Below are 19319 nucleotides of genomic sequence, written 5' to 3'. Positions count from 1 at the left end.
TTGAAAGCCACGCGCGACTCCAGCGCGACACTGTAGCCGCATGCATCCGCTAGCCCTGAACCTCGACCAGCAGGCTGTCGACACGCTGGAAGCCGCGCGGCAGCTTGTTGCCGCGCCGGCCGCGCTCGCCTTTGTAGTGCTCCAGGTCATCGGCTTTCAGCGACAGGGTACGCTTGCCGGCCTGCAATACCAGCGTCGCGCCGACCGGCAGCACGGCCAGATCGGTGAGGTATTCCTCACGCGACGCAACCCGCTCACCAGGGATGCCGATGATCTTGTTGCCTTTGCCCTTGCCCAGCTGTGGCAGGTCACGCACCGGGAACAGCAGCAGACGGCCTTCGGTGGTGACCGCCGCCAGCCAGTCTTCCTCACGGTTAGCCAGCGCTTTCGGCGGCACCACCAGGGCGCCAGCCGGCAGGCTAAGCAGGGCTTTACCTGCCTTGTTCTTGGCTTGCAGGTCTTCACCCTTGACCACAAAGCCGTAGCCCGCGTCAGAGGCGATCACGTACAGCGCGCTGTCATCTGGCAACAGCACACATTCGAAGGTCGCGCCCGGCGGCGGCGTCAGACGGCCGGTCAGCGGCTCGCCCTGGCCGCGCGCCGAAGGCAAGGTATGCGCCGCCAGCGAATAACTGCGCCCGGTGGAGTCGATAAACACCGCGTACTGATTGGAGCGGCCGGGCGCGGCGACCTTGAAACCATCGCCGGCCTTGTAGGACAGCCCGGTGGCATCGATATCGTGGCCTTTGGCACAGCGTACCCAGCCCTTCTCGGACACTACGACAGTCACCGGCTCGGTCGGCAGCAACTCGGTTTCAGACAGAGCGCGGGCTTCGGCACGGGCCACAATTGGCGAGCGGCGATCATCACCGTAGGTTTCGGCATCCTTGATGATTTCGTCCCGCACCAGCTTCTTCAGCTTGGCCTCACTGCCGAGTAGGGCCAGCAGCTTGGCGCGCTCCTTGGCCAGCTCGTCCTGCTCGCCGCGAATCTTCATCTCTTCCAGACGCGCGAGCTGACGCAGGCGGGTATCGAGAATGTAATCGGCTTGCACGTCGGTCAGGCCGAAGCGTGCCATCAGCACTGGTTTGGGTTGATCTTCGGTGCGGATGATATGAATCACTTCATCCAGATTAAGGAAGGCCACCAGCAAACCTTCCAACAGGTGCAGACGTTTCTCCACCTTGTCCAGGCGGAACTGCAGACGCCGGCGTACGGTGCCCACTCGGTATTCCAGCCATTCGCGCAGCAGCTGACGCAGGTTCTTCACCTGCGGTTTGCCATCCAGACCAATGACGTTGGTGTTGACCCGGTAGCTGGATTCCAGCTCGGTGGTGGCAAACAGGTGGGTCATCAGTTCATCGGCATCGACGCGGTTGGAGCGCGGGATGATGACGATGCGGCACGGGTTTTCGTGGTCCGACTCATCACGCAGGTCGGCGACCATTGGTAGCTTCTTGGCCTGCATCTGCGCGGCAATCTGCTCCAGTACCTTGGCCCCGGATACCTGATGCGGCAGCGCGGTGACCACGATATCGCCGTCCTCGATGCGGTACACGGCGCGCATGCGCACCGAACCACGGCCGGTTTCATAGATTTTCAGCAGGTCGCTACGCGGAGTGATGACTTCCGCCTCGGTAGGGAAGTCCGGGCCGAGCACGTGTTCGCAGAGCTGCTCGACCGTGGCATCCGGCTGATCCAGCAGGCGTACACAGGCCGCTGCCACTTCGCGCAGGTTGTGTGGCGGCACATCAGTGGCCATGCCCACGGCGATGCCGGTGGTGCCATTGAGCAGCAGGTTGGGCAGGCGCGCCGGAAGCGTGGCCGGCTCATTCAGCGTGCCGTCGAAGTTCGGCACCCAGTCCACGGTGCCCTGACCCAGCTCGGTGAGCAGCACCTCGGAATAACGCGACAAGCGCGCCTCGGTGTAACGCATGGCGGCGAAGGACTTGGGATCGTCCGGTGCACCCCAGTTGCCCTGGCCGTCGACCAGGGTGTAGCGGTAGCTGAATGGCTGCGCCATCAGCACCATGGCTTCGTAGCAGGCGCTGTCGCCGTGCGGGTGGAACTTGCCGAGCACGTCACCGACGGTACGCGCCGACTTCTTGTGCTTGGAATCGGCGTCCAGGCCCAGCTCGCTCATGGCGTAGACGATGCGCCGCTGCACAGGCTTCAGGCCGTCGCCGATATGCGGCAGGGCGCGGTCCATGATCACGTACATGGAATAGTTGAGGTAAGCCTGCTCGGTGAAGTCGGCAAGGGAACGGCGCTCTACACCGTCCAGGCTCAAATCGAGGGGTTCGCTCATGCGTGCCTCATTGCAAGGTGGATTGGCGCAGCACCAAGGTGCCGCCGCGCTGGGTAAATTCGAGTTGTTTCAGGGCGCTCATGCCCAGTAATACGTCATCGCCGCCCATGCCGGGGGCGATCAAAGCCTCTACGTCGGTCAGGACGATATCGCCCAATTCCAGACGAGCCAGGCGAGTGCGGTGCGCGGTGGCGCGGCCATTGGCCGTACTGATGGTGATCGCTGCGCCGGCTTGCAAACCCAGACGCTGCGCCACCTCGGTGGGCACCGCCACCTGGGTGGCACCGGTGTCGAGGAGAAAGGTCACTGCCTCGCCATTGATCTTGCCGCCAGCCATGTAGTGCCCCTGCCGGCCACTGGCCAGGTTTACCTCGACATAACCGTTGCCATGCTGCGACTCAGGCGCACGGTTGGGATTGCGGCGGCCCTCTTCCCAGTCGGCAAAGAACTGCGTGGCCAACAGCAAAGCCGCGCCCCAGGCCAGCACCAGCATCACTCGGCCGGCGCGCTTGCCAGCGGGCTGTTCACTCACGGCTTGCTGCCCCAGCCGCCTTTCGGCGCGGCAAACTGCCAGATGATCGGCCGCGACTCACCGTCGGCGCGGCTGAAACGGCCATTGTCGACACCGACCCAGGCACCGTCCTGATTCACCCACAGCGCTTCGGCCAGGCCGTAGGATGGCGAGTAACGACGCTCCGGGGTCAGCGCTTCGGCGGCAAACGACCAGCACTTCTCAACCTGACCATTGCTCAGGCTGCGCCGACAGATACGGTGCGCCTGACGCTCCAGGGTGAAGAGTTTTTCGTTATAGAACGCCAGTCCGGAGAAATCCCGTGGCTGCGCCTTGCTGCCCAGTTGCTCCGGCCCGGCTTCGCTGCCAGCCTCGCTGAACAGCACGCAACCGCCAGTGCAGCGCCAGGTGGCGCGCTGTTTGTGCACCACCAGCAGGCCACGGCGCATGCGCTCGGCGGCCAGGTACAGGCGCTCACCTGCCGGATCGACGGCAACTCCTTCAAACAGCGAGTTGTGGTGCAGCAGCATGCCGCTGGCCCGCGCCTGGCGCACCAAGCCCTGAGGCAGCTTGAGCCAGTTCGGCTCACCCATCACCGGCAATTGCAGCACGGCGGCATGTGCCTCACTGACCAGGTAGCGGTTGCCTGCGGCGTCGCAGCTCAGGCCTTCGAAATCCAGCTCGCCACCGCGCACCAGTCCGGCCAGCCAGCTGCGCATACGCAGCCCCCAGGGCAACCGGACATCCGGCGGGGGCGGCGCGACAAAAGGCTCGGCCGTGGCCTGCCACTGCGTATCTTGCCCTGCCAAACGGTAGATCTGCCGGTCATCACGGTCGGATACCACCCACAGCACGCTGTCGCACCAGGCCAGCCCCGAGAGATTGCCGCCGCTGACGCCCTCTACCGGCCGCTCGTTAAGCAGTTGCAGCTCTTCCAACGCAGCAGCGGCACTCAGCAAAGGCGCACATAACAGCAGGCATGCAGCCAGCAAGCGCTGCATCAGAGCAGCACCTCGGCCAGGTTACCCTTGGACTCCAGCCAGGATTTACGGTCACCGGCGCGTTTCTTGGCCAGCAGCATGTCCATGACTTCCTGAGTGCCGGGATAGTCCTCCAGGGTCAGTTGCACCAGACGCCGGGTGTTCGGGTCCATGGTGGTTTCGCGCAACTGTGGCGGATTCATTTCACCCAGGCCCTTGAAGCGGGTGACCTGTGGCTTGCCACGGCGTTTCTCGGCCACCAGGCGGTCAAGGATGCCATCGCGCTCGGCATCATCCAGGGCGTAGAAGATTTCCTTGCCCAGGTCGATGCGGTACAGCGGCGGCATCGCTACATAAACGTGACCGGCATCCACCAGCGGGCGGAAGTGACGGACGAACAGCGCGCACAGCAAGGTGGCGATGTGCAGGCCGTCGGAGTCGGCGTCGGCAAGGATGCAGATCTTGCCGTAGCGCAGCTGGGCCAGATCACTGGAGCCCGGATCGATGCCGATGGCCACGGCGATATCGTGCACTTCCTGCGAAGCCAGCACTTCGCTGCCGTCGACTTCCCAGGTATTCAGGATCTTCCCGCGCAGCGGCATGATGGCCTGAAACTCCTTGTCCCGCGCCTGCTTGGCCGAGCCACCGGCGGAATCACCCTCGACCAGAAACAGCTCGGAACGCATCGGGTCCTGCCCGGCGCAGTCCGCCAGTTTGCCAGGCAGTGCCGGGCCTTGAGTGATGCGTTTACGCTCGACTTTCTTGCCGGCTTTGAGGCGGCGGTTGGCGTTGCTGATCGCCAACTCGGCGAGCTGCTGACCGAGTTCAGGGTGGGCGTTAAGCCACAGGCTGAAGGCATCCTTGACCACGCCGGAGACAAATGCCGCCGCTTCACGGGACGACAGGCGCTCCTTGGTCTGCCCGGAGAACTGCGCGTCCTGCATCTTCATCGACAGGACAAAGGCAATGCGCTCCCAGATGTCTTCAGGTGCCAGCTTGACCCCGCGCGGCAGCAGGCTGCGGAACTCGCAGAACTCGCGCATGGCATCCAGCAGACCCTGGCGCAGACCATTGACGTGGGTGCCGCCCTGCGCGGTGGGGATCAGGTTGACGTAGCTTTCCTGCACCGCGTCGCCGCCTTCCGGCAACCACAGCAGCGCCCAGTCCACGGCTTCCTTGTTGCCGGCCAGCGCGCCGCAGAAGGGCTCACTGGGCAGTCGTTCAAATTCACTGACGGCATCCACCAGGTAGGAACGCAGGCCGTCTTCATACAGCCACTCGACTTTCTCGCCGCTGGCCTTGTCCTCGAAGCTGACCGCCAGCCCCGGACACAGCACGGCCTTGGCCTTGAGCACATGCTTGAGGCGGCTAACAGAAAACTTATGCGAGTCGAAGTACTTGGCATCCGGCCAGAAGTGCACACTGGTACCGGTGTTGCGCTTTCCGACTGTGCCGATCACCGCCAGATCGCTGGCTTTGAAGCCGTCGGCAAAACTCATCTGGTATTCGTTGCCGTCGCGCTTGACCGTGACGAGCACCCTTGTCGACAGCGCGTTGACCACCGAGATACCCACGCCATGCAAGCCGCCAGAGAACTGGTAGTTCTTGTTGCTGAACTTGCCGCCGGCATGCAGCTTGGTGAGGATCAGCTCAACGCCTGGCACGCCCTCTTCCGGGTGAATGTCCACGGGCATGCCGCGCCCGTCGTCGAGCACCTCCAGGGAGTTGTCCTCGTGCAGGATCACCTGAATCGATTTGGCATGCCCGGCCAGCGCCTCGTCGACGCTGTTATCGATGACTTCCTGAGCCAGGTGGTTGGGCCGGCTGGTATCGGTGTACATGCCCGGGCGCTTGCGCACCGGGTCGAGGCCGGAAAGGACTTCGATGGCATCGGCGTTGTAGGTGTTCTGCTGGGCCATGGGGTCTCTTGTTCGTCAATTGAGAGCGGAAAAGTCGATATCCTGCCACAGATGGCGGGGAATACCGGCGAAAGCAAAAAGCATTGGCAAGCGTTCGGCAAAGCCCTGGAAACCATGGTCACCCCCTGCCTGTATACGCAGGGCGGCGTGCCGGTAGTAACGTTCGGCATCGCGATAATCGAGGGTTTCATCGGCGGTCTGCAGCCACACCTGATAGCGCGCGGGGTCTTGCAAGCATGCTACATCCAGCTCGGCCAGAGCCGTGACGTGGCCGGTGGTCAGCTCCCAAGTTTCATCGCTGTAATAGTTTTTCTGCGGCCCCAGGTAGCCATCGAAGCGCAGGTGCGGACGCACGGCGGGGTTGATCAGCAATGCCGGCAAGCCATGGCGTTCGGCCAGGTGGGTGGCATAGTAGCCGCCCAGCGAGCTGCCAACCAGCACGGGGCGTCCCAGCTCGGCAACCAACGCCTCAAGCTGGGCCATCGCCTGGCGCGGGTGGTGATGCAGCGCCGGCACGCGCAACTGTGCGGCCAGCCCCAGCTGGTCCATGGCGCGGCGTAACTGGCTGGCCTTGAGCGAGGCCGGCGAGCTGTTAAGCCCGTGGATATAAAGAATGGATGCGGTCATGGGGCGGGAGGCTAACCGGTTGCGGCGGCCGGCTGCAACCGGTTAGCCGAGCACTGCAAAAGCCTTAATAGCCTTTGATGGTGTAATCAATTTCGAACTTGATCCCGGTCACCCGCGAGACCCCGGTTTCCAGGCGACCGTCATCGAACAGGCGCAACCAGCGATAGCCCGGCGCCGTGGTGTCCACCTGAAACTCCTCGCTACCCGGGGCGAACTGCACGCAAGTAGAGGGCGAGGCCAACAGACGGATCGGGCCGCGCTGCTGGTCAAGCTCCTGATGAATATGCCCCCAGAGCACTGCGCGCACCTGGCTGAAACGCTCCAGCACGGCAAACAGGGCATCCGGATTACGCAGGCCGATGGGCTCCATCCATTTGCAGCCGATGGACACCGGGTGATGATGCAGGCAGATCAGGTGATGACGCTCCGGCGCTTCGCTGAGTGCACGTTCCAGCAAGGCCAGTTGCTGATCGCTGAGGTAACCGGGCACCGCACCGGGGATCGAGGAGTCCAGCAGGGTCACACGCCAATTGCCCAGGTCAACCACCGGTTCGAGCAGATCACTGCCAACGCAGGCGGCCTGCATCGCCGGCACTTCATCATGGTTGCCAGGGAACCAGCGCGCCGGCGCGGGGATAGAAGCGGTCATCTCGCGAAAACGCTGATAGGACGCCTCGCTGCCGTCCTGGGACAGATCGCCGCTGGCCAGGATCAGGTCGATCTGCGGCTGCTCCAGCAGCACACGCTCGATCACCCGCTGCAGGCTGTCCTGGGTGTCCATGCCCAGCAGCTTGCCCGTGCCGTCGGCAAACAGGTGACTGTCGGACAACTGCACCAGCAGTACCGAGCGATCAACAGCAGTGGTTTTAATCGGCGCGCCCGGCAAGACCTTCTCCTTGAGCGGAATGCGTGAATTATGGTGGCTACCCCTGCGGCCGGTAAACCCGTGAAAGGGGAATAGATCACAGATCGCCCGCTGTAAATCCAGCGCCCGCCTTAAGGCTAGCGCGTCCCGGTGAGATGCGCCTGCAACAGGCTATCGGCAGGGACGGAGAAAAACCTAGCGAACCGGTTCCAACTCATGACCACAAGCCAGGCAATGGCTCAGCCACTCCCCCAGAAACAGGTTGAGCTGGGTCTTCTCATCGGGCTGATGCATGTCGGCATTGGGATAGGGATAGATGCCGCGAAAACGCCGGGCGCGCTGCGCGCCGACCACTTCGGCCATGCGCGCATCGTGGTACACGCGCACTTCCAGCTGGGGCACCGGCAACCAGGGCAGGCTGTGCTCCTGGCGCACTTCTATGGTCGAGGTGTAGGGACAGGTTTCCAGCACTTGCAGGGCTAATACACCCAGTTGCTGTTCGCCCTGACTCAAGGCTACACGACGCGCTTGCGGCTGAGCTGTTGGGCCATCACGCATGGCCGGTAGCAGCTGCATCAGGCGTGCATAGTTGGCCTCGCAAGCCGCTTGCAGCTCGACCAGGTCGACCCGATAGCGCTCGCGCAGCAGATTCACGACCACATCCCCCGCACTTCATCACGGTTCAGTGCCAGCCATTGCAGGGCGATAATGCTCGCGGCGTTATCGATACGTCCGTCGCGCACGGCGGCCAGCGCATCTTCCAGCGGCATCACCTGGACCCGGATGTCCTCGCCTTCTTCGGCCAGACCATGCACGCCACCAGCACCTTCACTGCTGCAGCGCCCGACGAACAGATGCACGCGCTCATCCGAGCCGCCCGGCGACGGGTAGTACTGGGTAATCGGCCACAGCGAGGTCAGCTGCAGATTGGCTTCTTCGACGGCTTCGCGGCGGGCGACCTCTTCGGGCTCTTCGTCCTTGTCGATCAAACCGGCGACCAGCTCAAGCAGCCAGGGATTGGGGCTTTTATCCAGCGCACCGACGCGGAACTGTTCGATCAGCACCACGCAATCGCGCTGCGGATCGTAGGGCAGCACGCACACCGCATCAAAGCGCACGAACAGCTCACGGGTCAGCGTAGGCCCCATGCCACCGGCAAACTGGCGATGGCGCAAACGCAGCCGATCGAGCTTATAGAAGCCGCTAAAGCAGGCCTCACGCGCGATCACTTCAACATCATCTCGTTGCATAACGCCCCCATCATTAACAGAAACGGGCCCGAAGGCCCGTCCTGGTTACGCTCATACTGCTACGCAAAATTGCCTAGCAAAAGCCCCTTCACACTTTCTGATACAGCTGGCTGCCCTGCGCCTTGAACTCCTGCGCCTTGGCCTGCATGCCCTCTTCGACTTCCAGGTCGACAGCGGCAATGCGCTGTTCTTCAGCATAGACGCGAACTTCCTGGGTGATCTTCATCGAACAGAACTTCGGCCCGCACATGGAGCAGAAGTGTGCCACCTTGGCCGAGTCCTTGGGCAGCGTTTCGTCGTGATAACTGCGCGCGGTATCCGGATCCAGACCGAGGTTGAACTGATCTTCCCAACGGAATTCGAAGCGCGCCTTGGAGAGTGCGTTATCACGAATCTGCGCGCCCGGATGGCCTTTGGCCAAGTCCGCCGCATGGGCGGCGATTTTGTAGGTGATGATGCCGGTTTTAACGTCATCCTTGTTCGGCAGACCCAGGTGCTCCTTGGGCGTGACGTAGCAGAGCATGGCGCAACCGAACCAGCCGATCATCGCCGCGCCGATGCCGCTGGTGATGTGGTCGTAGCCCGGGGCAATGTCGGTGGTCAGCGGGCCGAGGGTGTAGAACGGCGCCTCGTCGCAGCATTCCAGCTGCTTGTCCATGTTCTCCTTGATCAGCTGCATCGGCACGTGGCCGGGGCCTTCGATCATGGTCTGCACGTCGTGCTTCCAGGCGATCTTGGTCAGCTCGCCGAGGGTTTCCAGCTCACCGAACTGCGCTTCGTCGTTGGCGTCGGCAATCGAGCCCGGACGCAGGCCATCGCCCAGCGAGAAGCTGACGTCGTAGGCCTTCATGATTTCGCAGATTTCTTCGAAGTGGGTGTAGAGGAAGTTCTCTTTGTGATGCGCCAGACACCACTTGGCCATGATCGAGCCGCCACGGGAAACGATGCCGGTGACGCGCTTGGCGGTCATCGGTACATAACGCAGCAGCACACCGGCGTGAATAGTGAAGTAGTCCACACCCTGCTCGGCCTGTTCGATCAGGGTGTCGCGGAACAGCTCCCAGGTCAGGTCTTCAGCCACGCCATTGACCTTCTCCAGCGCCTGGTAGATCGGCACGGTGCCAATCGGTACAGGGCTGTTACGGATGATCCACTCACGGGTTTCGTGAATGTGCTTGCCGGTGGACAGGTCCATCACCGTGTCCGAGCCCCAGCGGATGCCCCAGGTCAGCTTGGCCACTTCTTCTTCAATCGAAGAACCCAGCGCCGAGTTGCCAATATTGCCGTTGATCTTCACCAGGAAGTTACGGCCGATGATCATCGGCTCCAGCTCGGTGTGGTTGATGTTGGCCGGGATGATCGCGCGGCCACGGGCAATTTCCTCGCGGACGAATTCGGCGGTGATTTCCTTGGGAATGCTCGCGCCGAAGCTGTGGCCGGCATGCTGCTCCTTGAGCAAACCGGCTGCACGGGCTTCCTGTAGCTTGAGGTTCTCGCGGATGGCGACGTATTCCATCTCCGGGGTGATGATGCCCTGGCGCGCGTAGTGCATCTGGCTGACGTTCTTGCCGGCCTTGGCGCGGCGCGGGTTGCGCACGTGGGCGAAGCGCATGGCCGTCAGCTCGGGGCTGGCCAGACGCTCCTGACCGAAGTGCGAACTCAGACCAGCGAGCAGCTCGGTGTCGCCACGGTCATCAATCCAGGCCGAGCGCACATCGGCCAGGCCCTTGCGCACATCGATGGTGACGTTCGGATCGGTGTACGGGCCGGAGGTGTCATAAACCAGCACAGGTGCGTTGATCTCACCGCCGAAGTCGGTCGGGGTGACGTCCAGGCTGATTTCGCGCATCGGCACGCGGATATCCGGGCGCGAACCCTGGACGTAGATCTTCTGCGAACGCGGGAAGGGTTGGATGGATTGCTGATCGACCTGAGCGCTTTCACTCAGGTTCTTTTGTTGTTGTGCACTCATCGGCGGGCTCTCTCCAGGGCTGAATGTCGGAGCGAACCTGCAAGAGACCAGCGGCGCACGGCGCACCTGGGGCGGTGCCAGAGGCTCGCCAGGGGACGGGCGAGCACATCTTGTTCCCTACGCAGGCCTTAACCTGATCAGGTTCAACGGGATCCGGCAGCTGCCAATCTCAGCCCCGCAATTGGGGCACCCCGACAAGAACCCAGCCAGTCTAATCAACCCCGAACAATAAAACCAACCCGCGAGTCAAATATTCATGACCCGCGCGTCGGATAATGACGAATACGACGCAGAGACCCGGATTGTTGCACCCAGGCAACATAGCTTGTTGCAAACTACACTACAGCCGCCATAACTGCCCTTGACCCCCTAGGCACGGCCCCTTAGCCTTGTCGATTACCGCCAAATTCAGGATTTCCCTAATGTTGCGCAGACTCTCTCTGGCTATTGCCGTGGCCGCCGCGTCCAACGCAATGGCCTGGGCTGAACAAGCCCCGCAGTCCACCAAAACCGACCTGGTCACGGTCTACCAGGAAGCCGCAGCCAACAACGCCGACCTGGCCGCCGCCCGCGCTGATTATGAAGCGCGCAGCGAAGTGGTGCCTCAGGCCCGTGCCGGCCTGCTGCCCAACCTGTCTGCCGGGGCCAACCTGAGCGACACCCGCACCCAGGTCGATTCGCCAGCCAACACCAGCTCGCGCAGTGGCACCGTGTACCAGGCCAACCTCAGCCAGCCGCTGTTCCGCGCGGACCGCTGGTTCCAGTTACAGGCGGCCAAAGCCAGCAACGAACAAGCCGTGCTGGAGCTGTCGGCCACCGAACAGAACCTGATTCTGCAAAGTGCTGAAGCCTACTTCGCCGTGCTGCGCGCGCAGGACAACCTGGCGTCTACCAAGGCTGAAGAAGCGGCGTTCAAGCGCCAGCTGGACCAGGCCAACGAGCGCTTTGATGTCGGCCTCTCGGACAAGACCGACGTACTGGAAGCCCAGGCCGGTTTCGACACCGCCCGCGCCAACCGCATCATCGCCCTGCGCCAGGTGGAAGATGCCTTCCAGGCCCTGACCACCCTGACCAACCGCGATTTCAGCGCGCTGGAAGGCATCGAGCACAGCCTGCCAATCCTCGCCCCGACGCCGAACGACGCCAAGGCCTGGGTCGATACCGCCGCCGCGCAGAACCTCAATCTGCAGGCCAGCAACTATGCCGTCGATGCCGCCGAAGAAACCCTGCGCCAGCGTAAATCCGGCCATGCGCCGACCCTGGACGCGGTGGCCAGCTACCAGAAAGGCGACAACGACAGCCTCGGCTTCAGCAACAATGCCGGCACCATCAACCGCTTCAGCGGCGACGTCGAGCAACGCACAATCGGCCTGCAATTGAATATCCCGCTGTACAGCGGTGGCCTGACCAGCTCCCAGGTGCGCGAGTCTTACCAGCGCCTGAACCAGACCGAGCAACTGCGTGAAAGCCTGCGCCGTCAGGTGGTGCAAAACACCCGCAACCTACACCGCGCGGTGAATACCGACGTGGAAACCGTGCAGGCGCGCAAGCAGTCGATCATCTCCAACCAGAGCGCCCTGGAAGCCACCGAAATCGGCTATCAGGTCGGTACGCGCAACATCGTTGACGTGCTCGACGCCCAGCGCCAGCTTTACAGCTCGGTGCGCAACTACAACAACGCACGCTACGACTACATCCTCAACAACCTGCGCCTGAAACAGGCCGCCGGCACCCTCAGCCCGGACGACCTCAACGCCCTGGAGCAGTACCTGAAATCCGACTACAACCCGGATGAAGACTTCCTCCCGCCGGACCTGGCCAAAGCCGCCGAAGCGCAACTGCGCAGCAACTCGCAGTACTGAGTTGAGCCAAACAAAAAGCCCGCTGAATCAGCGGGCTTTTTTGTGGAACAGCATTTGTAGGGGCGGGCCATGCCCGCGATTGCAATTTCGCGGGCATGGCCCGCCCCTACATAACCTATTGCGATTTACCTTCAAGCAAGCGTCCAAGCCCCGCCAGCAAACGCGCCAGTGCGCCCTGATTGGCCTGCATCACGGCCTGCCCGGCATCACGCATGGCCAGTGCTGTTTCGGGCTCACGCCATAGTTGCGCAACCCGCTGCGCCAAACTGTTCGCATCCGTCACCTCGCTCAACGCACCGGCAGCGCGCAACTGCGCGGCAATTTCCAGGAAGTTGAACAGGTGTGGGCCGCTTAATACCGGCTTGCCCAGCGCTGCCGGCTCCAGCAGGTTATGCCCGCCATTGGCCACCAGGCTGCCGCCGACAAAGGCGATATCAGCCAGGGCATAAAGAAACAGCAACTCGCCCATGGTGTCGCCGAGCAGCACCTGATCGCTCGCCAGCAGCACTTCACCCGTTGAGCGGCGCCGCGTGTTAAAGCCTTGCCGCTGGCACAACTCGAACACCGCATTGAACCGCTCGGGATGGCGCGGCACCAGAATCAACAGGGCATCAGGATTGTGTGTGAGCAGCTCGCGGTGGGCGGCGAGCACGATCTCGTCTTCGCCAGCATGGGTGCTCGCGGCGATCCACACCGGGCGCTGCGTGGCCTGCCATTGCTCACGCAAGGCTGCGGCACGGTTAAGCAACGCCGGATCAATCGTCAGATCAAACTTGATCGAGCCGGTAACCTCAACACACTCAGGCCGCGCACCCAGGCTGCGAAAGCGTTCGGCCTCCAGCGCCGTTTGCACCGCCAACAAATCCAGTTCGGCGAGCATCGGTGCGGTGAGGTTGGCAAAGCGCGCATAGCCACGGGCCGAGCGCTCGGACAGCCGCCCGTTGGCCAGCGCCACCGGGATGCCACGCTTGGCGCACTGGTGGATATGGTTGGGCCACAATTCGGTTTCCATAATCACTGCCAGCTTGGGCTGCACGCGGTCGAGAAAGCGAGCCGCCGCCCAGGGCAGGTCATATGGCAGGTAGCAATGCTGTACGCGGCCAGCGTACTCGCTGCCGCCGAACATCGCCTGAATACGCTCCGAGCCGGTCGGCGTCATGCAGGTGATGGTGATCGGCAACTGCGGATAACGCGCCAGCAGCTCACGCACCAACGGCGCGGCGGCGATGCTCTCGCCCACTGACACCGCGTGCAGCCAGATGCCGCCCGGCTTGAGCGGCGGCAAACCAAGCGCAAAGCGCTCGCCGACACGTTTGGCATAGGCCGGCGCTTGCCAGGCACGCCAGGCCAGACGCCCGGCCACCAGTGGTAAGCCGAGATGAAACAGCAGGGTGTAGAGGCTTCTATTCATGGCGCGCAGCTTAACAGAGTGGTTGGGGCTGATCAGCCGATGGCCTGCAGGTGCTCGGCAAAGCACTCGGCCAGCCACAGCGCAGCCGGCCCCAGCGCCTCGTCACGACGGCAGACCAATTCGACCACCAGCGGTGGCGGCGTCCAGTCGCTGCTCAGCTCAACCAGCTGGCTCTGGTAAGTCGGGTACTGCACCACATGGCGCGGCAGCCAGGCCCAGCCGAGGTTGCGCATCAGCAATTCGGCCATGGCGTAGAAACTGTCCGTGCGCCAGACCGACGGGCTGAGCTGCTCACCGCCCGGATAGTGGCTGTCCTGTGGCGCCATCAGCAGTTGCCGATGGCGCGCCAGCTCACGCCGGTCGACATGTCCGGCCCGCGCCAAGGCGTGCCCTGCCCCGCACACGGTGACCATCTCGATGGTGCCCAGGCGCTGGCGCTCCAGCGCATCGGGCATCTGCTCATGGTGAAACAGCAGGCCGAGGTCGGCGCGGTGCTCCAGCAGCTTGCGCGCCACATCACCCTGGGCACCGCTGGCCAGCTGCACCTCCAGCAGCGGGAATTGCTGCGCCAGCGCCTCCAGGCTGTCGAGCACCGGCTGATAGGGCATGGCTTCATCCTGCGCCAGGCGCAGGCGCACTTCCTCACCGCGCACCAGACCCAGCGCCCGTCCTTCCAGACGCTGACACTGGCGCAGCACCTCGCGCGCCTCCTCCAGCAGTGCCGCGCCGGCATCGGTCAGGCGTGGCTGGCGGCCGCTGCTGCGCTCGAACAGCCGTACGCCAAGGTCAGCCTCCAGCAAGGCAATCGCATTACTCACCGCCGATTGCGCGCGCTGCATTTGCCGGCCCACAGCGGAGAACGACTGACCATCGGCAACGCTGACAAACAGGCGAACCTGCTCCAGGCTCCATTGCATAACCCATCCCCATATCAGATAGGTAATCACTTTATCCCATCCGCCAGATCACTAGAATGGCCGCCAGATCACTCTGGAGGCCACATCATGGGCGGCTATCTCTACCTCGCAATTGCCATCACCGCCGAAGTCATCGCCACCACCTCGATGAAAGCGCTGGATGGCTTCAACAAACCCCTGCCCCTGCTGCTGGTCGTGGTCGGCTACGCCATTTCGTTCTGGATGCTCAGCCTGGTGGTGAAAACCATCCCGGTCGGCGTCGCCTATGCGGTGTGGGCGGGTATGGGTATCGTGCTGGTGAGCATCGCCGCCGTGTTTCTTTACCAGCAGCGGCTGGACCTGCCGGCCATGCTTGGCATGGGCCTGATTGTCGCCGGCGTGGTGGTGATTCAGCTGTTCTCGCAAAGCGTCGGCCACTGAGCCGAGGGAGGCGCGCTAGCGCGAGCCGGTTATACTGCGCGCCTGTTTTCCCGGTGAGACACATGCATGTCCCAGGCGTTAAGCACTGATGTTTTGATCGTGGGCGGCGGTATCGCCGGCCTTTGGCTGAATGCGCGCCTGCGCCACCAGGGCTTTGCCACCTTGCTGGTGGAAAACGCCCGCCTCGGCGGCGGGCAAAGCGTGAAATCCCAGGGCATCATCCATGGCGGCGCCAAATACGCCCTGCATGGCGCACTGACTGGTGCGTCAGAGGCCATCGCCGATATGCCGCGGCGCTGGCGCGAAGCCTTGGCTGGCAACGGCGAGCTGGATCTGGCCGGTGTGCGCCTGCTCTCCGATGCCCACTACCTGTGGTCGCCCGGTAGCTTGGCCGGCAATATCACCAGCTTCTTTGCCAGCAAGGCGGTGCGCGGGCGGGTCGATCAGGTTAAAGGCGAGCAACTGCCTCCGGCGCTGCAACACCCGAAATTCAAAGGTAAGGTCTACCGCCTGGCCGAACTGGTGCTGGATGTACCCAGCCTGATCAGCCGTCTCAGCGAGCTGGCCGGCGACGGTTTGCTGGCCGCCGAGCGCATCGAACCGCTGCGGGAAAATGGCGAGCTAGTCGGCCTAATCATCGATGGTCGCGAGATCCGCGCACAACGCATCATCCTCAGCGCCGGCCGTGGCAATGCCGAACTGCTCAGCGCCCTCGACCTCAGCCAACCGACCCAGCAACTGCGCCCGCTGCATATGGCCCTGGTCAAAGGCCCGACACTCAAACCGCTGTACGCCCACTGCCTGGGCGGCGGGCCTAAGCCGCGCATAACCATCACCACCCACCCGGCGGCCGATGGCCAGTGGGTCTGGTACCTGGGCGGCGATCTGGCCGAAGCCGATGGCGTAGCCCGCGACGAAGCCGCGCAGATCCAGGCAGCGAAAAAAGAGCTGAGCGAGCTGCTGCCCTGGGTCGATCTGTCCGCCGCGCAATGGGCCACATTGCGGGTAGACCGTGCGGAGCCAGCTCAGTCCGGCCTGGTGCGCCCGGACAACGCCTTCCTCTACGAGCAAGGCAAGCTGCTGGTGGGCTGGCCGACTAAACTGGCATTAGCCCCGGACTTTGCCGACCGCGTGCTGGCCGCCCTGAGCCGTGACGGTATTCAGCCGACCACACATGCGCCACTGCCCGAGCTGCCGCGCCCGAGCGTTGCCCCACCCGTCTGGGAGGAACTGTTCTGATGCATCCCCTGCACAGCCTGCACAACCTGCATCGCCCCTTGGGCGCCACCGAGTTGCTGGTTTCGCCGTTGGGCCTTGGCACGGTCAAGCTGGGCCGTGATCAGGGGGTGAAATACCCCAACGGTTTCACCATCCCCGGCGATGCCGCAGCACGCGAACTGCTGGCCCAGGCCCATGATCTAGGCATCAACCTGATCGATACCGCGCCGGCCTACGGCACCAGCGAAACCCGCCTCGGCCCGTTGTTGCGCGGCCAGCGCCAGCAATGGGTGATTGTCAGCAAGGTCGGTGAAGAGTTCGACAACGGCCAATCGCACTTCGACTTCAGCCCGGCGCACACACGGTTCTCGGTGGAGCGCAGCCTCAAGCGCCTGGAAACCGACTTTATCGACCTGGTGCTGGTGCATTCCGACGGCAACGATGTGGCGATTCTGCGTGACAGTGGCGTGTACGAAACCCTCGCCGAGCTTAAGCGCGAGGGCAAGATTCGCGGCTTCGGCCTCTCTGGCAAAACCGTCGAAGGCGGCCTGCTGGCACTGGAACACGGCGACTGCGCCATGGTCACCTACAACCTCAATGAGCAAGGCGAACAGGCCGTACTCGACTATGCCGAGCTGAATGGCAAAGGCATCCTGATCAAGAAGGCCCTGGCCAGCGGTCACGCCTGCCTGGCATCGGGTGTCGACCCGGTGCGCGCCAGTTTCGAGCTGATCTTCGGCCACCCGGCGACGTGCAGCGCGATTATCGGCACCATCAACCCGCAACACCTGGCACATAACGTCGCCACCGCTGCCGCTGTAATTCAGGATATTGCCTGACGGGCCTCCCCCGCCGATCTGTGCCAAGCTCTCAGGCCATGCCCACGCCGACACCCGCGAGGAGTTGCCATGCCGCGCACCCTGATCCGCAAAGACCCCAGCCGCTTCAAGACCCTGCAACTGTTTGTCGAAGCCAGCCCGGAAGGCCTGAGTTACCAGGGCCTGGGCATGCCGCTGAACTTTGCGCAAATGCTGGAAAAGCGCCAACCGGTGGCGGTGGCCGACAGCCAACGCTTTGCCGTGGAGCTGGCCAATCTGGGCGTTTCGGTGCGTTTAACCCTTTGCTGGCAAAGCCGCGAATACTGGGTGCTGGTGCGCCAGCGCCGCGCGGATCGTGGCGATGTGGTGCTCAAACTGATCTCCGGCTACGTACCGGCCCATGAACTCAACCTGCCGCTGCTCACTGCGATTCAGGAAGTGGCCGAAGAATGCCTGCTGGAAACCCCGGAAGGCTGGCTAAGCGGACGCTTTGGCGATACCTGGCTGCCAACCCCCTACCAGAGCAGCCTACGTTACCGGGAAACCGCGCACTTCAGCCTCAGCCCGCAGTCCGGCGCAACACGCCCAGTGCAATGCGGCAACCTCAAGCTGCTCGAACGCCCGCACGCCTACGTGCACCTGCCGACCGCCTCGCTGCAGCTGGTCTACGACCTGCGCCTGGAACTGCCCAAGGAAACCCGTCAACTCAGCCTGCTGCATGTCGACGAGCACCTGGAAGATGGCCAGCTGATCGCTCGCCTCAACCGCGCGCGCCCCGATCTGTTTCTAATCCCGCTGGACCAAGGCCGGCCGACTGCCGAGCTGCTGACCCTGAAACAAGGCCAGTTGCATCCGGCCAGCACTCGCGGCCTATGGTTGGCCGAAAGCTTTGCGCCACAGGAGGGTTGGCTGGTACGCGATGAGCGCATTCGCTGGAAAGATTGGCTGGCGCAGACACAAAAAAGCCCCGTCTAAGCGGGGCAAAAAGGGATTTAAGACAAGTGGGCTGGGTTCACCCAGCCCGCGTAACCACTACTTCAATTCGCTGGAGCTCTTGCCCAGCAAGCGCCGCGCCACAATCAGCAACTGGATCTGCTGGGTGCCTTCAAAGATGTCGAGAATCTTCGAGTCGCGCGCCCATTTCTCCAGCAACTCATCCTCACCGTAACCCAGCGCACCGGCCAGTTCGACGCATTTCAACGTCACCTCGTTTGCCACGCGCCCGGCCTTGGCCTTGGCGATGGAGGCCTCCTTGGAGTTGGGCAGTTTGTTATCGGCCATCCAGGCGGCTTTCATCGTCAACAGGCGTGCGGCTTCCCATTCGGCTTCCAGGCGATAGAGCGTTGCTTCGGCATGGCTGACGCTGAGCAGCGGCGTGCGGTAATCCAACTTGCAGACTTTCTTCAGCAGTTCGCGGGTACGATCCAGCGAGGCCTTGGCCACACCGACCGCCATCCCGGCGACCAACGGACGGGTGTTGTCGAAGGTTTCCATCACCCCGGCAAACCCTTTTTGCACATCGATCTCCGGGTTACCAAGCAGGTTCGCGGCCGGCACGCGGCAATCACTGAAGCTGATCGCGGCGGTGTCGGAGGCCTTGATGCCGAGCTTCTTTTCCAGCCGCGTCACGGTCATCCCAGGCGTGCCGTGCTCCACCACGAAGGACTTGATCGCCGCACGGCCGAGGCTCTTGTCCAGGGTGGCCCACACCACCACGGCATCGGCACGCTCGCCGGAAGTGACGTAGATCTTCTCGCCGTTAAGCACATAGTGATCGCCGTCCTTGATCGCCGTGGTGCGAATCGCCGCCGAGTCCGAGCCGCAGCCCGGCTCGGTAATTGCCATGGCCGCCCAGGTGCCACCGAAGCGCGCCAGTTGCTCATCATTGGCCACAGCGGCAATCGCCGCATTGCCCAGACCCTGACGCGGCATGGCCAGCAGCAGGCCGACATCGCCCCAGCACAGCTCCATCACCCCGAGTAGGGCCGACAGATTGCCGCCATTCTTGATGCCCTCCTGCTGCTCGCGGGCCGCACCGCGCTTGCTCGCCGAGGTGGCGCCAATGGCGTCCGGCGAGCCGGCATTCATGCCATCAAGTAGCGCCGCAAGCAGGTCCAGCTCCTTGGGATAGCCGTGCTCAGCCTTGTCGTACTTGCGTGAAATCGGGCGAAAATAATTCGCCGCCACCTGATGGGCCTGATTGACCAGGCCACGGAATTTCTTGGGGGTTTCCAGATTCAT

Annotated in this window: 17 protein-coding genes and 1 riboswitch; of the genes, 5 read left to right on the top strand and 12 right to left on the bottom strand. The window is 63.1% G+C overall.

The annotated features are described in order from the left end of the window. Positions 1 to 49: 49 nt before the first annotated feature. The 9 genes from parC to thiC form a co-directional block, all read right to left on the bottom strand. Positions 50 to 2308, bottom strand: coding sequence for a DNA topoisomerase IV subunit A (gene parC, locus ACOCLD_RS05430; RefSeq protein WP_257776904.1), 2259 nt, complete (start codon positions 2306 to 2308; stop codon positions 50 to 52). A gap of 7 nt (positions 2309 to 2315) precedes the next feature. Continuing rightward, complete coding sequence (locus ACOCLD_RS05425; protein ID WP_233683531.1) at positions 2316 to 2840, bottom strand: retropepsin-like aspartic protease family protein; 525 nt, start codon at positions 2838 to 2840, stop codon at positions 2316 to 2318. Continuing rightward, the gene (locus ACOCLD_RS05420; RefSeq protein WP_422911143.1) at positions 2837 to 3820 is read right to left on the bottom strand and encodes an esterase-like activity of phytase family protein; all 984 of its coding nucleotides are present in this window, start codon (positions 3818 to 3820) and stop codon (positions 2837 to 2839) included. Before ACOCLD_RS05420 ends, ACOCLD_RS05425 begins: the two co-directional genes overlap by 4 nt. Beyond that, a complete protein-coding gene (gene parE, locus ACOCLD_RS05415; RefSeq protein ID WP_422911142.1) occupies positions 3820 to 5718 on the bottom strand; it encodes a DNA topoisomerase IV subunit B in 1899 nt (632 codons plus the stop codon). The genes ACOCLD_RS05420 and parE overlap by 1 nt, the downstream gene beginning before the upstream one ends. Positions 5719 to 5733: 15 nt before the next feature. After that, positions 5734 to 6345 (bottom strand): YqiA/YcfP family alpha/beta fold hydrolase, encoded by a 612-nt coding sequence (locus tag ACOCLD_RS05410; protein ID WP_422911141.1) that lies wholly within the window; start codon positions 6343 to 6345, stop codon positions 5734 to 5736. A gap of 64 nt (positions 6346 to 6409) precedes the next feature. Next, complete coding sequence (cpdA, locus tag ACOCLD_RS05405) at positions 6410 to 7231, bottom strand: 3',5'-cyclic-AMP phosphodiesterase (protein ID WP_392540956.1); 822 nt, start codon at positions 7229 to 7231, stop codon at positions 6410 to 6412. 174 nt (positions 7232 to 7405) lie between these two features. Then, positions 7406 to 7870 carry a DUF1249 domain-containing protein gene (locus ACOCLD_RS05400; RefSeq protein ID WP_233683527.1) on the bottom strand — a complete coding sequence of 155 codons (465 nt, stop codon included), beginning with the start codon at positions 7868 to 7870 and terminating at the stop codon, positions 7406 to 7408. Continuing rightward, on the bottom strand, positions 7861 to 8460 hold the full coding sequence (locus ACOCLD_RS05395; RefSeq protein ID WP_422911140.1) for an NUDIX domain-containing protein: 600 nt from the start codon (positions 8458 to 8460) through the stop codon (positions 7861 to 7863). Before ACOCLD_RS05395 ends, ACOCLD_RS05400 begins: the two co-directional genes overlap by 10 nt. An 88-nt stretch (positions 8461 to 8548) precedes the next feature. Continuing rightward, positions 8549 to 10432 carry a phosphomethylpyrimidine synthase ThiC gene (thiC, locus tag ACOCLD_RS05390; protein WP_233683525.1) on the bottom strand — a complete coding sequence of 628 codons (1884 nt, stop codon included), beginning with the start codon at positions 10430 to 10432 and terminating at the stop codon, positions 8549 to 8551. A 97-nt stretch (positions 10433 to 10529) separates the two neighbouring features. Further along, positions 10530 to 10636: riboswitch (TPP riboswitch) on the bottom strand. Between the two features lie 218 nt (positions 10637 to 10854). Between thiC and ACOCLD_RS05385 the strand changes: the two genes are divergently transcribed. Next, positions 10855 to 12294, top strand: a complete 1440-nt coding sequence (locus tag ACOCLD_RS05385; protein WP_257776897.1) for a TolC family outer membrane protein — start codon at positions 10855 to 10857, stop codon at positions 12292 to 12294. A 115-nt stretch (positions 12295 to 12409) separates the two neighbouring features. On the opposite strand, the gene waaA is transcribed toward ACOCLD_RS05385, so the two are convergent. Both waaA and ACOCLD_RS05375 read right to left on the bottom strand, forming a co-directional pair. Next, complete coding sequence (gene waaA / locus ACOCLD_RS05380; protein ID WP_422911139.1) at positions 12410 to 13705, bottom strand: lipid IV(A) 3-deoxy-D-manno-octulosonic acid transferase; 1296 nt, start codon at positions 13703 to 13705, stop codon at positions 12410 to 12412. A 32-nt stretch (positions 13706 to 13737) separates the two neighbouring features. Next, on the bottom strand, positions 13738 to 14622 hold the full coding sequence (locus tag ACOCLD_RS05375) for a LysR family transcriptional regulator (protein ID WP_233683522.1): 885 nt from the start codon (positions 14620 to 14622) through the stop codon (positions 13738 to 13740). Positions 14623 to 14709: 87 nt separating this feature from the next. On the opposite strand from ACOCLD_RS05375, the gene ACOCLD_RS05370 reads away from it, so the two are divergent. The 4 genes from ACOCLD_RS05370 to ACOCLD_RS05355 all read left to right on the top strand — a co-directional run bounded on the left by ACOCLD_RS05370 (position 14710) and on the right by ACOCLD_RS05355 (position 18053). Next, positions 14710 to 15042 (top strand): DMT family transporter, encoded by a 333-nt coding sequence (locus ACOCLD_RS05370; protein ID WP_160085684.1) that lies wholly within the window; start codon positions 14710 to 14712, stop codon positions 15040 to 15042. A 66-nt stretch (positions 15043 to 15108) separates the two neighbouring features. Next, positions 15109 to 16281 (top strand): FAD-dependent oxidoreductase, encoded by a 1173-nt coding sequence (locus ACOCLD_RS05365; protein WP_422911138.1) that lies wholly within the window; start codon positions 15109 to 15111, stop codon positions 16279 to 16281. Further along, the gene (locus ACOCLD_RS05360; RefSeq protein ID WP_422911137.1) at positions 16281 to 17099 is read left to right on the top strand and encodes an aldo/keto reductase; all 819 of its coding nucleotides are present in this window, start codon (positions 16281 to 16283) and stop codon (positions 17097 to 17099) included. Before ACOCLD_RS05365 ends, ACOCLD_RS05360 begins: the two co-directional genes overlap by 1 nt. A 69-nt stretch (positions 17100 to 17168) precedes the next feature. After that, positions 17169 to 18053 carry a metal ABC transporter ATPase gene (locus ACOCLD_RS05355; RefSeq protein ID WP_422911136.1) on the top strand — a complete coding sequence of 295 codons (885 nt, stop codon included), beginning with the start codon at positions 17169 to 17171 and terminating at the stop codon, positions 18051 to 18053. Positions 18054 to 18110: 57 nt separating this feature from the next. Here ACOCLD_RS05355 and ACOCLD_RS05350 read toward each other — a convergent pair whose 3' ends face one another. Then, a complete protein-coding gene (locus ACOCLD_RS05350) occupies positions 18111 to 19319 on the bottom strand; it encodes an acyl-CoA dehydrogenase family protein (protein WP_422911135.1) in 1209 nt (402 codons plus the stop codon).

This window comes from Pseudomonas cimarronensis, assembly GCF_049331905.1.
Classification (GTDB): domain Bacteria; phylum Pseudomonadota; class Gammaproteobacteria; order Pseudomonadales; family Pseudomonadaceae; genus Aquipseudomonas.
This window is presented reverse-complemented; position numbering and strand designations above follow the sequence as displayed.

What these genes read in the sequence shown, in the direction of transcription:
- ACOCLD_RS05355 (WP_422911136.1), top strand. Translation starts at nt 17,169, where the DNA reads ATGCCGCGCACCCTGATCCGCAAAGACCCCAGCCGCTTCAAGACCCTG.
- ACOCLD_RS05350 (WP_422911135.1), bottom strand. Translation starts at nt 19,319, where the DNA reads ATGAATCTGGAAACCCCCAAGAAATTCCGTGGCCTGGTCAATCAGGCC.
- waaA (WP_422911139.1), bottom strand. Translation starts at nt 13,705, where the DNA reads ATGAATAGAAGCCTCTACACCCTGCTGTTTCATCTCGGCTTACCACTG.
- parC (WP_257776904.1), bottom strand. Translation starts at nt 2,308, where the DNA reads ATGAGCGAACCCCTCGATTTGAGCCTGGACGGTGTAGAGCGCCGTTCC.
- ACOCLD_RS05370 (WP_160085684.1), top strand. Translation starts at nt 14,710, where the DNA reads ATGGGCGGCTATCTCTACCTCGCAATTGCCATCACCGCCGAAGTCATC.
- thiC (WP_233683525.1), bottom strand. Translation starts at nt 10,432, where the DNA reads ATGAGTGCACAACAACAAAAGAACCTGAGTGAAAGCGCTCAGGTCGAT.
- ACOCLD_RS05375 (WP_233683522.1), bottom strand. Translation starts at nt 14,622, where the DNA reads ATGCAATGGAGCCTGGAGCAGGTTCGCCTGTTTGTCAGCGTTGCCGAT.
- ACOCLD_RS05395 (WP_422911140.1), bottom strand. Translation starts at nt 8,460, where the DNA reads ATGCAACGAGATGATGTTGAAGTGATCGCGCGTGAGGCCTGCTTTAGC.
- ACOCLD_RS05365 (WP_422911138.1), top strand. Translation starts at nt 15,109, where the DNA reads ATGTCCCAGGCGTTAAGCACTGATGTTTTGATCGTGGGCGGCGGTATC.
- ACOCLD_RS05420 (WP_422911143.1), bottom strand. Translation starts at nt 3,820, where the DNA reads ATGCAGCGCTTGCTGGCTGCATGCCTGCTGTTATGTGCGCCTTTGCTG.
- ACOCLD_RS05385 (WP_257776897.1), top strand. Translation starts at nt 10,855, where the DNA reads ATGTTGCGCAGACTCTCTCTGGCTATTGCCGTGGCCGCCGCGTCCAAC.
- parE (WP_422911142.1), bottom strand. Translation starts at nt 5,718, where the DNA reads ATGGCCCAGCAGAACACCTACAACGCCGATGCCATCGAAGTCCTTTCC.
- ACOCLD_RS05360 (WP_422911137.1), top strand. Translation starts at nt 16,281, where the DNA reads ATGCATCCCCTGCACAGCCTGCACAACCTGCATCGCCCCTTGGGCGCC.
- ACOCLD_RS05410 (WP_422911141.1), bottom strand. Translation starts at nt 6,345, where the DNA reads ATGACCGCATCCATTCTTTATATCCACGGGCTTAACAGCTCGCCGGCC.